Origin of the sequence: uncultured Ruegeria sp., from assembly GCF_947489545.1 — a bacterium.
In the GTDB taxonomy this organism is placed as follows: Bacteria; Pseudomonadota; Alphaproteobacteria; order Rhodobacterales; family Rhodobacteraceae; genus Ruegeria.
The window spans coordinates 1-14,138 of the sequence record NZ_CANLDZ010000031.1 but is presented as its reverse complement, the minus strand read 5'-3'; the positions used below and the strand labels follow the sequence as shown (position 1 = coordinate 14,138).

The following is a 14,138-nucleotide window of genomic DNA, read 5'->3' as shown; positions in this document are numbered from 1 at the left end:
CGTTCTGGCTACTTTACCTTTTTGCCGCCAATTGCGAGTGCGGGTTTTCCAGCCAGCGAATTGGCCGTCGCAGAAACCTTTGGTTTCTCTTGCTTGGGTTTTTTGGCTTCTTTGTTGCCGCGCTTGCTGTTGTTGCCTTTGGCCATGAGGGGTCCTTTCAAATGCAGCGATCCAGTGCCGGGATGGCAAGGGCATCACTGCGCTGTACACCGCGCGCCAGAATTGTGGCGCAGGGCAGTAGATGCATCAGACGTGCGTCTGTATAGCCGCTTCTTCCGCAGCCTCGTCCAGCACCTTTTGCTGGCCACGGGATATGGTAGTGACAGGGCTGCTAAACATCGCATTTGCAGCGGCAAAGTCTTTGGCTGTGTCAATCTCGGTCCAGTCCAGACCGCTGATATCAAGAGCATGGAACTGCGTATCTTTGTCGACCAATTGCGCGTAAGCCGCCTCGTAGTACGCTTGAAGGTTTCCACGGCTCTCCATCATTTCTGAAAGCTCTGCGAACAGCAGTGCACACGTACCGGCGCTGATCTTTTCAACGCCGATAGATTCACCCAACGCGCGCTTCGGATCGACGGACTTGCCAACTTCAAGGACCTGCATCTGATCGTTTGCGATGACCTTAACTTCTTCATCTTCAAGCGCGATGTTGCGGTCAATGCACAAGACGTTTGCATGGTCGCTGTCCAAAAGTTGACGCAGGATTTTGACATCAAACACGACGTCCGCATCGAATTTGACAAACTCAGCTGTACCAATCTCTTTGGCCGCCAGCATCAGGGAGTAGCCTGTGTTCGTCTCGCGGTATCGGTCGTTGATCACATAGGTGACACGGATGCCGCGAAATGCCTTTTCTACAAATTTCTTAATCTCATCAGCCCGATGACCCAGAACCAGAACGAATTGCGACATTCCGCAGCTCAGGCAATTGCGGATCATGCGTTCCAGAATGACAGATCCGCCCACAGTCAGTAGGCTTTTGGGGCAATTGTCGGTCAGTGGGCTGAGGCGGGAGCCAATGCCAGCGGCCAGAATGACGGCAATCGGTGCACGGTGATTTTCGTTTTTCATGATACTTGAATCCTAAATGACCCGTATTGAAGCAGGCTACTTTTGCGTTGGAACTTTCAGATTTTCGTCGATGCTTTTTCCGCGCAGCCACGATTTGTAGAGGCCCAAAAACACCTGGCTTGCCGCAAATACCCAAAGCATAGGTATGAGTTGGTCCAAGATGAGTGCCGCAGAGAGCATGAAGATGAAGACGCCTTCATTAAAGGCGAGCACCTTGCTTTGTTCTCGCCCGAACCAGACTAGATTTGCCTTTAGACCAAATCCTGGACCTGCGGTGGTCTGTACCTGTTTCATTTGCGCGATCTGAGCAGGATAATCCGGGTTGCGTCCCGTTTCGATCTCTAACGCCACGTATTTGGCGTAGCCGCGTAATCCATAGAACGCGATTCCGAGTAGCGACAGAAAGACCGGCGTGACGCTGTTTGTCTGCGCAAATGCAGCAAAGCCTGCCGCCCCAAACCATAACGTGACCTGCACTTGATCCGTGATACGGTCGTAATAACTGCCGACGGGGGACGAAACCTTTCTATAGCGCGCCAACTGACCGTCCATGCAATCCAGGACGTGGCTGATATGGATCAGGATGGCCGCCGCGACGAAACACGCGGTGCCTCCGATCAGAATTGCAAGTGTTGCTGCGACAGCCACAAGGAACGAAGCCGCCGTGATCCGGTTTGGCGTAATCCAGGGGATGTCGACAGCACCGTAATTGGCAACGATCGCCAGCGGTGCCGTGACAAAAGACGACCACCATTCGTCATCGCGGGTCTTGGTCGCCCAAAGGCGTTTTAGCTTGTCGTTCATGATACTACCCGCACATGTGCGGGCACCGGCATAGTCATCACGTCAAGGCGCGCGTGCTTTAACCGGACCGAAGGAACATGGTCTGCCGCATCGGCCTGAAGCGTCAGCAACACGTCCTTGAGCGTGGACAGGAAATACCGGATGTCGTCATCCGAGAGTTCCCCGATATTGCCGACTTGAAAAACCTTACCTGCAAAGCATCCCTTTCCTTCATAGATGATGATGGAATGATCACGCAGACGCGCACGCAGATCGTGCACGGATACGGATGCCGGAATTCGCACTGTCGTTAGAACAGAACACATGTCCGCCTCATCAACCAGAAAGTCGAGATTGAGTCTGCGCATGCCGTTCCGCAGCAGATCAGCGCGTGCCTTGATGCGGGCATATCGCTTAAGCACGCCCTCGCGCAGAATGTCTGTCAGCGCCTGATCCAGTGCGAAAAACAACGGTACCGCGGGTGTGTTTGGCGTCTGACTGTGGGTCTTGAGGAATGCGTAGAACGTCGCGAGATTCAGGTAAGTGGTTTTGGCCGCGTGGCGTTTGAGCCGTTTGAACTGTTTCTTTCGCCCCACTACAAAAGACAGGCCGGGATATGACCCCAAGGCTTTGGAACTGGAGCTGGACACAAAAGCGATATGACACGCCTCCATGTCGATCATCTCAGCGCCAACCGAGCTGACCCCATCCACCACAAAGAGTGCGCCGCTGGCTTTGACCAGGGCTCCGATCTTGGCCAGCGGATTCAGTATGCCGGAGCACGTCTCGTGATGGACCATGGCCACGACATCGATCTTGTGTTTCGAAAGATACGTTGCGATTTGCGGTATGTCGAAGGCGGTGCCCCAGGGCATTTCGATCAGATGGGTCTTCTTGTTATGGATCACTGATGTCTTGTGCAGTCGCCCGCCAAACTCTCCGTTCGACAGGATCAGAACGGTACCATCTCCAACAACTGAGGACAGGATCGCCTCATTCGCTGCTGTCCCGGAGCCGGTGATCACCACCGCGCGGTAACGTTCCCTTTTTCTGATCTGAAAAAGGGAGAGTATTTTGTGCTCAATACCTGCAAGTAGGGCATCAAAATCAGTTTCCCGATGGCAGATATCCTCTTTGCAAATCGCGGTACGCAGAGTCTCGGCCACATTCACAGGGCCGGGGGTGAAAAGCAGTTGTTTGTCCAAATTCAGGCCATGCTCCAACGACGCTGCAACTCTTTGGTTGCAACGCCGGTACGCCCATGATGTGTCCCTGAGCGCGAACCGCGCAGAGACGTCGAGAGGGCACAAATCGAGTTCGAAAACACGGCCATATTGAGGGCCGTAGTCGTGTCGTCCGGAAATTGGACGGGTATGGAAAAATTTCGGATATCTGATCCTGTCAATGAAAGCGGACCAGAAGCGCCTCAGGTGCTGCTTGGCAACATCTTGGCAACGGTATTGTAGGGTCGAACAGAAATGGTCGTTAGCTATGCGGCCAATTGATCGTCATCTGACCAGCGTCGCCCGGTGCAAATGCTTGGGTCAACGCAGGACGATAAGGTGAGCGATCAAGATTGGCCGAAAAAATATTGTAGCACGCCAAACTAGTGCTCCATGAGCCGTAGGGCTAAAGCTACACAAAAGCAACACATATATCGGAACCCCAAGTGCAACACTTATCATGTGCACGTGTATCTGATCACACTTGCAACGCACCCACCCACGGCAGATCCATCAGGAATTGGTTGCCCACAATCCCCTAAGGTGAGGTGATCGGCGGCGGCTTGCGTCGCTTGCCTGACAGAGCGTTTCCAGCGATGGCCGCAAGCAAAACCGCGCCTCCTGTCAATGTGTTCAGCGTGGCCGTTTCGCCGATAAACAGCCAGACCCATAGCGGGCCAAGCAGAACCTCAGCCAGTGACAACAGCGCGAGTTCCGCAGCAGGAAGGCTGCGAGACCCCAGAGTATACAGGATCAACCCTGCGCCGACCTGAAACACCCCCATGCCCATTGCAATGCCGCCATCCCGGAACGACAACACAAGCGACAATTCCAAAAACAGACATATGCCGGACGTCACGATGATGCCAAACAATCCGGACAGAAACACCGACGGCAGCATTTCACCCGATTTCCCCCACCGCAGCGCCACAGTGAAGACCGCAAATCCAAAGGCGGACCCCAACGCCGCAAGGCTACCCTTCAGGGCGACGCCTCCGGATTTATCTGCGACCATGATCGCGATACCGGCAATGGCAACGGTGATCGCCACCCAGGTGGCAGGGCGCACAGGTTCACGCAGAACAATCCACCCTAAGACCGCCGCCATGAAGGGTGCTGTCGCAAACAAAAGCATGGCGTTTGCCACAGATGTCGCCTGTATCGCATATATCCCGCCGGAATAGGCGGCCACCAGCGACAGCCCTGCGATCACTGCTGGGAACCCGGTGCGGCGGATCTGGGCAAAGGGGCTTTCACCAGAGCGCATGCGAATGAACACATAAAGCAGAAGTGACAGGCTGGCCGATCGGTAAAGTAATATCTGCCACACAACCGCGTCTTCGATCAGCCGTATTCCAAGCCCGACGGTCGACCAAAGCACACCAGCAGCAAAGACAAACAGGACACCGAACCGGTGCCCGTCAGTGCCGAGTGACGATTGGTTCATGGCAGTCATTCAGGCTCCGTAAGACATTTCTGCCTCATTGCTAGCGGTAAGGCTGTTGCATTAGCCTTCCGTTTGCGACACCGAAGCTGTTCGCGGCACATAGATGTCGAGGAATAGCCTCAGACCGGCATCTGCTGCCGATGTCATTATGGGCCGGTTCAAACAATACTTCGGGTTTAGCGCTAGGCAACTGATGGAGGATCGGAAAAACTATGCGTTTGAATCGAGGTCGTCGCCTCTGTTGGTGTGCAATTTGTTTGCAATCCAAGGTGAAGGTCCGCAAAACGCACAAAAGCAGTCTCCTGCGCAAACGCAGCGAATTCATCGTTTGTCCACTCTCTCACCATTCCAGCCTAAGAAATCCAACGTCCAGTTTCTGCGGTTCTCGACGTGCTGCGCTGGCAAAATCAATCGTGCTAGCGGAGGTCCGGAAAGGGCTCTTAGACCAATTGGGGACGTCGCAGAGAATGGCCGCATCTAGCCCAACTTGCTTCTTTTCTTAGTTGCGGCGAATGTCCGCTCCAACAAAAGGGAGCAAGCGATGAAAATTATGTGTCTGAACGGCTGGGGCGGAAAACTGCATGAGGAGCTGCTGCCATACCTCGCCGAGACGACTCCCGATATTCTGTGCTTGCAGGAGGTCATCCATAGTCCCGCATCTGAAAAAGACTGGCTGACGTATCGCGACGGCGATCACATCCTGCCGCAACGCGCCAATCTGTTTCGAGATGTCAGTGCCGCTCTGCCGGAGCATGTCGCGATCTTTTGTCCGGCCGCGCAGGGGGTGCTCTGGGACGACGATACCTCAATCCCATCCCAATGGGGCCTTGCGACCTTGGTGCATCGCTCTTTGCCGATCATCGGACAGGTGCAGGGCTTCGTTCACAAGGACTACTCGTCCCTCGGTTACGGGGATCATCCGCGCTCACGCAGCGCGCATGGTGTCCGGGCATGGGACTATTACGCCAACCGAGCTTTGAGCGTCACCCATATGCATGGTCTACGCGACCTGAATGGAAAGATGGATACGCCAGAGCGTGCAAAGCAAGCGCGCAAGCTGCTCGACATGTCGCGCAGTCTCGCAGAACCCGACGATCTCACAGTGATCTGCGGCGATTTCAACGTTGAGCCGGATAGCGAAACGCTTTCGATTCTCGGCAGTGCCGGACTGACCGAACTGGTGACGGGGCGCGGCTTCGACAGCACGCGCAACTCGCAATACAAGAAACCGGGGCGCTTTGCCGACTATATGCTCATCAACGAAGAAAATGCAGCAAAGCACTTCGACGTGATCCACGATCCCGAAGTGTCGGATCACTGCCCGCTTGTTCTGGAGGTCTAGCCCACTTCGATAGCGGACATTAAAGCTGACGGGTCGAAAGGCAGAAAAGTCCGCACTGCCGCCGTTGACTAGGTCGGGACAGCTCATATGCACTACCAAAACTGTCAGATGACCACTATGAGACCGAAGTTACAAATGCTGCGCTGCATTCGAATGTCGGCTTTTTGAGCTCGTCCGATATATGGCAAACAAGCTAGGAAATTATTCGGCTAGCAGATTGGGATTGGTGAAGGTTTTGCCATCGAACTCCACAAACAAAACTCCATGGAAAGACAAAGGTAAACTTGCTGTGACCAACGTCGACCTGGTGCCGTCTTCGCAGACCCAAAGCTTGGAAGCTTCTGTGAATTTACAGTTAGTTACCGGACCTTCAGGTTCAGCATAGGTAATGACGTTGCGTCTAAGAGCAAAAGTTGAGCCATCTTGCGATTTCATTTCAGAAATTGATGAGCAACCTGCCAAAAGAACGGCCGCCATTCCTATCCGAAGCATTTTGAATATGAGCATCAGGTGACGTTAGCACCTGAGCAGACGCGAAGGTACCAGAAATGAACGGCAGCAAATGCCCGCAGTCCCACCATCTGCAAAGCACTTGGGAACGTCCGGTTTGCGCAGCTAAGGGCCTAATGCACTGACAGCATCCTAGTTCGACAGCAACGGCGGCTGTGGACACAAACCACATGTCTGAACCCGCGCAGCGAATGACTGGAGCGAGCCCACGATTCCGTATTTCTGCAGAGCGGCGATTGACCGCTTCGGGGTTCGTTAAGTGCAGAGCACTAGCTCTCTCCAAACATGTCTCGATAGGCCAATGGAGATACACCAACGTGGCGTTGGAAGGCGCGCCGGAGGCGTTGCTCGTCCGAAAAACCTGCATTGAAGGCGACTTTCGCCAATTGCAGATCGCTTCGGGCAAGGGCGCGTTTGGCGGCATCCACACGCATGATCTCGACAGCTTTTGCAGGCGTCATGCCCATTTTCTCCTTGTACTTTCGAGAGAAGCTGCGGGGGCTCATGGCGATCCGTTCTGCGAGTTTCGGCACGCTCAAGTCACTTTGCAGATGTCCTGCGATCCAGGCATGGAGGTCAGCGAACAGCCCCTCGGTTTCCGACGCCTGAATATTGAGCACATCGCTGAACTGGGCTTGTCCGCCTGGCCGTTTGAAAAACACCACGAGGGCTTGCGCAACCTGCATGGCGGCTTCATGACCCATGTCTTCCTCGATCATGGCAAGCGCGAGATCAATGCCTGCCGTAACACCAGCCGACGACCACATATTGCCGTTTCGAACGAAAAGCGGATCGCGCTTCACATCAATGTCCGGAAAGCGTCTCTTCAACTCATCCACCTGACGCCAATGGGTTGTTACGCTGTGTCCGTTGATCAATCCAGCCGCAGCCGTGAGAAACGAACCCATGCAGGTCGAGGCAACCCGCCTGCAACCCTTGCTGGTCTTGGCGAGCCAATCCACGGTGTCTTGTTGTTCGACGACATCAAAAACACCCTCCCCGCCCGCGACAATCAACGTGTCGATAGGATCAAGCGCCGCCTGCTTAAGAGGGATGCTGCTTAACTCCACATAACAGTCTGTGGCGACAGGTCCGCCATCAGGGGACGCGACTTCAATTTGATAGTGCTGCTTGCCATTCGCAATCTCGGTGTTGTTCGCACTTGAGAATGCCTGAAGCGGCCCGGTGACATCCAGAAGCGTAACGCCCGGATAGATGACAAAGACGATGCGGCGAACGCGGCTGGCTGTTTTTGACTGCATATTGTCATTTATGCCAATCTCAGCAACTTGTAAACCGATCTGGCCATACACATCGGAGCCAGTCATTTGCCCTCAGCATCTCAAAACAATACAGCGACACTCATCATTGGGTTGTCCTTTGTTGCCCTCGCCCTGACATTTTCGACAAGAGCGGCCCTTGGATTGGTTATGCCTATTCTGGAACAGGACCTCGGCTGGTCTAGGAGCTTTACGTCAGGTGCTGCCGCTATTGCCCTTTTGGTCATGGCCGCAATTGCCCCATTTGGGGGGCGACTCGTCGACAAACAGGGCGCGCGCGCGATCTTATTGATCGGGCTCGGGGCTTTGGCAAATGGGTGTTTTCTGATTGCTACCACTGCCAACCCTATCGCCTTCTTTCTAGCGTTCAGCGGTATCGCGGCTGTCGGATTTGGCCTCGTTGCGACCCATGTCGTCTCAACCGCCGTCGAACAAGAGATCGAGACGAACAGAGGTTTGGCGACGGGCATTGCGACATCAGGTTCAACGGGCGGTCAGTTTGTCTTTGTCCCGCTATTAGCATTGCTCATCAGCGCGTATGACTGGCGCATGGCCTTTGCTGCACTTGGCATCGGGACGCTCATCGTTATGGGTTGCGTCTTTCGATGGTTTCCCAGAACCGCAGGACGTGCAGATATCGCCGCCAAGGAGATAGGCGCAACCGGCACATTGTTACAGGATTTGCGAAACATCCTGAGATTGCCCGCGTTTCAAATCCTGTTCTGGAGCTACTTCATTTGCGGCTACACGACCTCGGGTGTGATTGAGACTCATTTCCTGCCCTATGCCGCATTTTGCGGGTTCGGGCCGGTGCCATCCGCCACCGCTTACGGACTTCTGTGCGCGATCAACCTTGTCGGGATGATCCTGGCTGGGTGGTTGACGGATCGTGTGAACAGACCGCTGCTGTTGGGGCTTATTTATCTGACGCGCGGCTTGACCTTCGTTATCTTGCTCAACGTCGGCGCGAGTTTCGAGACGTTGGTTTTCTTCTCCTTCCTCTTTGGACTGGTGGACTATTCAACCGTGCCCGTGACAGCGAGCCTTGTGGCATCCCATATCGGTAGGGGCGTCATGGGACTGGCGTTCGGATTGATCTCCGCCGGACACCAGATTGGTGCTGCCGCCGGGGCATACTTTGGCGGGTTCTTATATGATCTCTACGCTCAATATGACTGGGTTTGGTGGTCATCTGTCTGGCTGGCAGTGTTTGCGGGCATCTTGGTCTTTTTGATGAAGGACAAACCAGAAGTCCGATCTACTTCGCCAGCCTGAGGCAAGTCACCGAATACCACAGGGATCAGCGGAGCAGACATTCAACAACCTTCCGCGAACGGCAGAAAAAGTCCGCACAGCCGACTTCGGGCCGCCATACAGCGGAGGTCCGCAGCGAGCCCAACGTGCAGGATGTTACGTTTCATTCGAGCGGCAGGAACCATCATATAGCAGACATACATGAATGCTTGGTACGTCGGCGTTAGTGACTCACTGCTTCCAAATCAAAAATGCAACTAATAGGTTGCATTTAAAGCCGGCGATGGTAAGGATAGGCAACCAGGAGGTTGCTAATATGGTTGATACCATCGTGAAAGCTATCGAATTAAAAGCCCCACTATCGCGCGTCTGGCAGGCTATTTCTGACCACAAAGAGTTTGGTCAGTGGTTCCGCGTTAAGCTGGACGGCCCCTTCAAGCCGGGTTCAGTTTCAACTGGAAAGATGACTTTCCCAGGCTATGAAGACTACCCATGGCGTGCAGTTGTTGAACGCATGGAGCCGGAACGTTTGTTTTCGTTTAGATGGCACGACTTCGACGAGAAGTCTGGCGTCGATGTTGCCGAGCAGGCCACGATGCTAGTCGAATTTCGCCTAGAGCCCACAGCCGAAGGAACCCGATTGACCATAACTGAGAGCGGGTTCGAAGCTCTGCCAAACCACCGTCGGCTCGAGGTTTTGCGAGACAATACCGAAGGCTGGAACATCCAAGCCAACAATATTGCTGCCCATGTCGCATAGTTTACCTGTAATGACGGCGGAAACCGCTGCCCCTGTGTTTGCAGCACTTGGTGACGCGACTAGGCTGTCTCTACTTTCTCAGCTATGCGACGGGCAAACGCGGTCCATTTCCCAACTTACGCATGGTACCGGCCTTTCTCGCCAGGGGGTCAGAAAACATCTGACCGTTCTCGAACATGCCCGCGTTGTTAAGAGTGAACGCGTGGGGCGAGAGAGTCAGTTCACTGTTCGACCGGATACGTTGACCGAAGTCAGACAGTATCTTGATCGGGCATCTCAACAGTGGGACGATGCGATTGAACGTTTGAGACTGATGGTTGAAAAGTAAGACCTTGATCGGATTGGGCTCGGGGTTACGCGGGTTCGCAAGGGGCTCAAAGTGTCGGATAGAGCACAACATACAATTTGACGCGAAGGGCTGGAACCAGTTATTCGACTAGTACCAGTCAATTGCAACAGACTCCGCTCATCTGCCTTAGGTCACTGGTACTACGAATGTCCGGTTTGAGCCGTTCACGACTTGCCGCCCGAACGAAACTGAAAACAACAGTGAAGGGCAGGTCTTCTAGAACACCACTTTGAGGCCTGCGTTTGCACTCAGAGCGCTGGTATCACCTGCGTTGCTGAGCCCGGTGGCATAAGAGGCTTCGCCAAAGAGATCCACGCGGTCCGTCAGGGCATAGTTGCCGCCAATGCCGACCCCAACTGCCCAGGGCTCACTCTCGGTCGTCAGGGTCGCCCCGGCAACATTCACCTCACTGCCCGCGCCAAACTCATGGAACAGGTTCACGATGCCATAAAGACGCCGCGTCTCCTGTGCCTCCTGCGCACCAAACTCAAGCCCAAGCCGCAGCTGCTGGCTGGACGCATCCTCAAGCGTCACCTGCTCCCCGTAGCGCTCACCCTCAAAGTCATCAAACGCAACAGAGGACAGGCTCAGTTGCGCCTGCGGGATCACCGTCAGCCGCGCGCCAAAGTCAAGCTGCTGGCCAGCCTCGACCGACAGCGCAAAGCCCGTCCCGCTGTTGCCCTCAGTCAAGCTCCCAAGCCTGGCGGCGGTCAGGTCGCTCGAGTAGGAGCTCACCGTCACCTGACCGTCGACATAAAACCCCCGGCGGTCATACCACGTGGCAGCAAGCCCAAGGCCCAGCCCCGTGGTCTCAATCGACCCGTCCCCAAAGTCTGAGCTCACATCCGTACTGCCCGTGCCGTAGGACAGCATCAGCCCGCCCACGAGAAGACCTGCCGTGCTGGTGTCCAGCACGATATCCGCACCAATCTCCATCTCCCAGAGGCTGCTGTCGCGCGCCGCCCCCGTGGTGCTCTGCTCGGCCGCCGATGTGATCTGCTCTGTCCCCATCTGGATCCACAGCGGGGAGCCACTGGTCTGAGCGGCCTGTCCGCTCCAGGCAAGGTCCCGGAAGTCTTGCGAGCTGCCCCGCGCATGTAGCCCAGAGGGCGCATTGAACGCCAGCAGCGAGGCACCATAGCTGTCATAGATTGGCGCTGACGGTTGCCAGCTGATCTCACCGCTCTCCGACCGCGCGCTCAACGCCAATCCCTGGCCCGTCTCAGCCAGCTTATAGAGGTGGGCACCCGAGATCATCGCGTGCTCCCCGTCCGACGTGACATAGTTGCCCCCCACAAGGGTGAAGGTTCCGTTGGCCTCTCCGCCAACAGAGACCACGTCCATCACAAGCGGCGCGCCCTCGAGATCGGCGCTGTCCATACCGGCAATCAACAGTGTCATCTCACCTGACGTGTCGCCGGTGATGACAACTGTATCGGTGCGCAAACCATCTGCATCCCTACCCATATCCAGGGCAAAAACATCCGATCCCGCGCGCGATGCGGTGTAATCGCCCTCAATTCTGATCTCATCCCCCGTCTCGCCGTTCTGCACGCTCAAGACGACAGAGCCGTCATTGTTGGTCACATCACCTCGGATGGTCAGGCCCCCGTCCCCGCCCGTCGCGCGAAACGCAGACCCGGCGTCGATGGACAACAGATCCACATCCAGCATGCCAGCCCCCGCGTGCCCAACCCCATCCAGGCTGAGGGTCGTGTTATTCAGCGTGATGCCTTGCCAATTGACGAGCCTGTCCGCTGTGGTTGTGATGCTCTGGCGGCCACTCAAAGTCAGCTGATCATCACCGCCCGCACCGCCGTCCAGAACGTGGGAAAAGTCATAGATGGTTGCGGCAGAAATCGTGACTGTATCGTTGCCCGTACCACCATAGATGTCGCCGGTGAAGGTGCCGCCTTCCAAGTTCAGAACGTCGTTACCCGTCCCAAGAAGAACAGTGCCGGTAACTGTCCCTGCAGAAGTGATGACTGTATCCGAGGTGAAATAAGAATCTAAGGTGGTATCCTCTACGCCATTGCCGTCTTGTATCGCAATACCAGAGTCTCCCGCAGTCACCCTGGCGGTGCTGGTGATATCAATCGTTCCCCCGCCACTGGATAACGTTTGTATCGCAGCGCCGTTGGTAACTCCAACTTCCTTCGTCGCAGCCACGTCTCCGCCCGTCACAGACCCAGCGACCTCTACGTCAAAGCTCCCTGACCCACCCTGAGTGCGAATCCCGTTTGCACCCGCTCCGTGAACCTCTACAACGGCGCCCTCACCGAGAATGACTTTCGCCTGACCGATGGTCTGACCGTTCGCAAACAAGCCATGAGCGTCTTGCCCAGTCGTGGTAACCGTACCGCCCGTCATTTCCAGCGTCGCCGTGCCTTGGTTCGTGGAGTTGTCGAGACCTGTGAAAATGCCGTAAGCATGATCCCCAGTCGTTGTGATTGTACCGCCCTCCATTTTCGTCGACGAAGCGCCAAGTCCTTCGGTGAGTACCTCTATCCCATGGCCCCGGAAACCTCCCGTCTTGATATGACCTGCGGTCATTAGCGCGGTCGCTGTCGCCGTGTCTGTGCTCGCACTGTTTGCGACATACGCATACATCCCGCGACTATGAGCCCCCTCCGTGGAGATTTCGCCACCATTCATTTGCACCGCCGCCTTGCCACCGAGGCCATCGGCCTTCGCAAGAAGTCCTACGGCATGGTTTTCGAACGTACGGACCTCCGCTTCTTCTCCGCTCATTCGCGCCATCGCCGTCGCTGTCTCGCTGTCGCTATTCTCATTCCTAAGCAGCGCATAAAGCCCGTGACCAACGAACCCAGTCGTGGTGACTGTGCTGTCCACCAGTTCCGCCGTCGCATTGCCATTGCCATCGTTGAGCGCATAAAGCCCATGGCCACGGCCACCTGTCGTCCTGACCTCACCCCCTTCGGTCACTCGCGCTGCCGCCGTGGCTGTGTTCCCCGCGCCCAAGACATTCGCCCAAAGCCCTACAGTTATGTCCTCATTCCCGGTGGTGCTCGTGGTGACGCTGCCGCCCACCACGAGCGCCGTCGCATTGCCATTGCCATTGTGGCTCGCCAAAAGCCCATGGGCACCTTTACCGCGCGTATTGATCTGCGTAATGGTATCCCCTGTAATGGCGTCTGCATGCTCTCGCCCTTTTACACCCACTCGCACCACCACCGCGGCTTCGCTCGACGCGTTCTGGATCTTCCCATAAAGCCCGGGCGCAAAGCCATCTAACGCATCCGCGGTGACTTTGCCGCTGTCCAATCGCACAGAAATGTTACCCGCGTCCGACGACGACCCCTGCACGAACACCCCTTCCCCGCCTACCCTGGTGTCAACATCGTCAAGTATCAGAGTGAAACCACCTTGAACGCCATCATAGGTGATGCCATTAGCGTAGTTGGTGCCAGCGGCACATGCAGCGACGCCGTTACTCGGAGCCCCGCACGCATCGCGTGCCTGCTGTGCCATGCCCTGGGTCGCGCCACCGACGAACAGCACCGCAGCGGTGGCCACCACCGAAAGGCCTGGCGCAATGCTCGCCACCTGGCCCTTGAACTTGGCCAAACGACCAGCCCGAACCAAAACGTTAAGCGACTGAGGGGCGGGCTGGGTGTCTGAGGACTGGTTTGTCATTTTGAAACTCTCCTGTGAAGGACTGGGGCACAATCTAGGCAAGGCACCGCCCTGCCCGTCAGGCAGTCAGTGGGTTGGCATAAATGCGGGCATAGGTATGGAGATCGGCCAGAGGCGTTGTTTGAGCCTGAAGCGAAAGCGAACCACAGTTGGCGATCGGCTGCGTTGCTTTCGCACCGTCCGTTCTGATCGGGATAAAAAGCGGAGAATGACTGCAGCTGATCTCGCACCAGTGACCGCCATCACGGCGGCTGAGGACAACCGCGTAAAGCCATCCAATCCGGAAGCCCTGATCAGATCGCCAATTGATCCATGCGCGGTGGCCGACTTGCGGCCGGATTTTAGGCTGTCAGGATGATGTAACTGGTCAGTGCGCCAGGGCGAACCGATGAACCGATGAACCGATGAACCGATGAACCGATGAACCGATGAACCGATGAACCGATGAACCGATGAACC

The 14,138-nt window shown here is 55.8% G+C and carries 12 protein-coding genes; 4 read left to right on the top strand and 8 right to left on the bottom strand.

The genetic code is table 11. The features are described 5' to 3' along the window. Positions 1-8: 8 nt before the first annotated feature. The 5 genes from Q1B13_RS24705 to Q1B13_RS24685 form a co-directional block, all read right to left on the bottom strand. Complete coding sequence (locus Q1B13_RS24705; RefSeq protein ID WP_298938032.1) at positions 9-146, bottom strand: hypothetical protein; 138 nt, start codon at positions 144-146, stop codon at positions 9-11. 100 nt (positions 147-246) lie between these two features. Continuing rightward, entirely contained in the window at positions 247-1,074 is an 828-nt protein-coding gene (locus Q1B13_RS24700; RefSeq protein WP_298938031.1) for a phosphocholine cytidylyltransferase family protein, read from the bottom strand. Between the two features lie 36 nt (positions 1,075-1,110). Further along, positions 1,111-1,878 carry a CDP-alcohol phosphatidyltransferase family protein gene (locus tag Q1B13_RS24695; RefSeq protein WP_298938030.1) on the bottom strand — a complete coding sequence of 256 codons (768 nt, stop codon included), beginning with the start codon at positions 1,876-1,878 and terminating at the stop codon, positions 1,111-1,113. Continuing rightward, positions 1,875-3,062 carry an aminotransferase class V-fold PLP-dependent enzyme gene (locus Q1B13_RS24690; RefSeq protein WP_298938029.1) on the bottom strand — a complete coding sequence of 396 codons (1,188 nt, stop codon included), beginning with the start codon at positions 3,060-3,062 and terminating at the stop codon, positions 1,875-1,877. The genes Q1B13_RS24695 and Q1B13_RS24690 overlap by 4 nt, the downstream gene beginning before the upstream one ends. Before the next feature lie 556 nt (positions 3,063-3,618). After that, complete coding sequence (locus Q1B13_RS24685) at positions 3,619-4,536, bottom strand: DMT family transporter (protein WP_298938028.1); 918 nt, start codon at positions 4,534-4,536, stop codon at positions 3,619-3,621. A gap of 478 nt (positions 4,537-5,014) precedes the next feature. Between Q1B13_RS24685 and Q1B13_RS24680 the strand changes: the two genes are divergently transcribed. Beyond that, a complete protein-coding gene (locus Q1B13_RS24680) occupies positions 5,015-5,869 on the top strand; it encodes an endonuclease/exonuclease/phosphatase family protein (RefSeq protein WP_299800666.1) in 855 nt (284 codons plus the stop codon). 201 nt (positions 5,870-6,070) lie between these two features. Here the strand turns inward: Q1B13_RS24680 and Q1B13_RS24675 are convergent, their stop codons facing one another. Next, positions 6,071-6,346 carry a hypothetical protein gene (locus Q1B13_RS24675; RefSeq protein WP_299085335.1) on the bottom strand — a complete coding sequence of 92 codons (276 nt, stop codon included), beginning with the start codon at positions 6,344-6,346 and terminating at the stop codon, positions 6,071-6,073. 302 nt (positions 6,347-6,648) lie between these two features. Next, on the bottom strand, positions 6,649-7,707 hold the full coding sequence (locus tag Q1B13_RS24670) for a GlxA family transcriptional regulator (protein ID WP_299085338.1): 1,059 nt from the start codon (positions 7,705-7,707) through the stop codon (positions 6,649-6,651). Between Q1B13_RS24670 and Q1B13_RS24665 the strand changes: the two genes are divergently transcribed. From Q1B13_RS24665 to Q1B13_RS27095, 3 genes are all read left to right on the top strand, one after another. After that, a complete protein-coding gene (locus tag Q1B13_RS24665) occupies positions 7,708-8,934 on the top strand; it encodes an MFS transporter (RefSeq protein ID WP_299085341.1) in 1,227 nt (408 codons plus the stop codon). Between the two features lie 295 nt (positions 8,935-9,229). Then, positions 9,230-9,673 carry an SRPBCC family protein gene (locus Q1B13_RS24660; RefSeq protein WP_299085344.1) on the top strand — a complete coding sequence of 148 codons (444 nt, stop codon included), beginning with the start codon at positions 9,230-9,232 and terminating at the stop codon, positions 9,671-9,673. Further along, on the top strand, positions 9,663-10,001 hold the full coding sequence (locus Q1B13_RS27095) for an ArsR/SmtB family transcription factor (protein WP_367180728.1): 339 nt from the start codon (positions 9,663-9,665) through the stop codon (positions 9,999-10,001). The genes Q1B13_RS24660 and Q1B13_RS27095 overlap by 11 nt, the downstream gene beginning before the upstream one ends. Before the next feature lie 237 nt (positions 10,002-10,238). Here the strand turns inward: Q1B13_RS27095 and Q1B13_RS24655 are convergent, their stop codons facing one another. After that, positions 10,239-13,679, bottom strand: a complete 3,441-nt coding sequence (locus Q1B13_RS24655; protein WP_299085347.1) for an autotransporter outer membrane beta-barrel domain-containing protein — start codon at positions 13,677-13,679, stop codon at positions 10,239-10,241. Between the last annotated feature and the right edge of the window lie 459 nt (positions 13,680-14,138).

What these genes read in the sequence shown, in the direction of transcription:
- Q1B13_RS24705 (WP_298938032.1), bottom strand. Translation starts at nt 146, where the DNA reads ATGGCCAAAGGCAACAACAGCAAGCGCGGCAACAAAGAAGCCAAAAAA.
- Q1B13_RS24700 (WP_298938031.1), bottom strand. Translation starts at nt 1,074, where the DNA reads ATGAAAAACGAAAATCACCGTGCACCGATTGCCGTCATTCTGGCCGCT.
- Q1B13_RS24695 (WP_298938030.1), bottom strand. Translation starts at nt 1,878, where the DNA reads ATGAACGACAAGCTAAAACGCCTTTGGGCGACCAAGACCCGCGATGAC.
- Q1B13_RS24685 (WP_298938028.1), bottom strand. Translation starts at nt 4,536, where the DNA reads ATGACTGCCATGAACCAATCGTCACTCGGCACTGACGGGCACCGGTTC.
- Q1B13_RS24675 (WP_299085335.1), bottom strand. Translation starts at nt 6,346, where the DNA reads ATGGCGGCCGTTCTTTTGGCAGGTTGCTCATCAATTTCTGAAATGAAA.
- Q1B13_RS24670 (WP_299085338.1), bottom strand. Translation starts at nt 7,707, where the DNA reads ATGACTGGCTCCGATGTGTATGGCCAGATCGGTTTACAAGTTGCTGAG.
- Q1B13_RS24660 (WP_299085344.1), top strand. Translation starts at nt 9,230, where the DNA reads ATGGTTGATACCATCGTGAAAGCTATCGAATTAAAAGCCCCACTATCG.
- Q1B13_RS27095 (WP_367180728.1), top strand. Translation starts at nt 9,663, where the DNA reads ATGTCGCATAGTTTACCTGTAATGACGGCGGAAACCGCTGCCCCTGTG.
- Q1B13_RS24655 (WP_299085347.1), bottom strand. Translation starts at nt 13,679, where the DNA reads ATGACAAACCAGTCCTCAGACACCCAGCCCGCCCCTCAGTCGCTTAAC.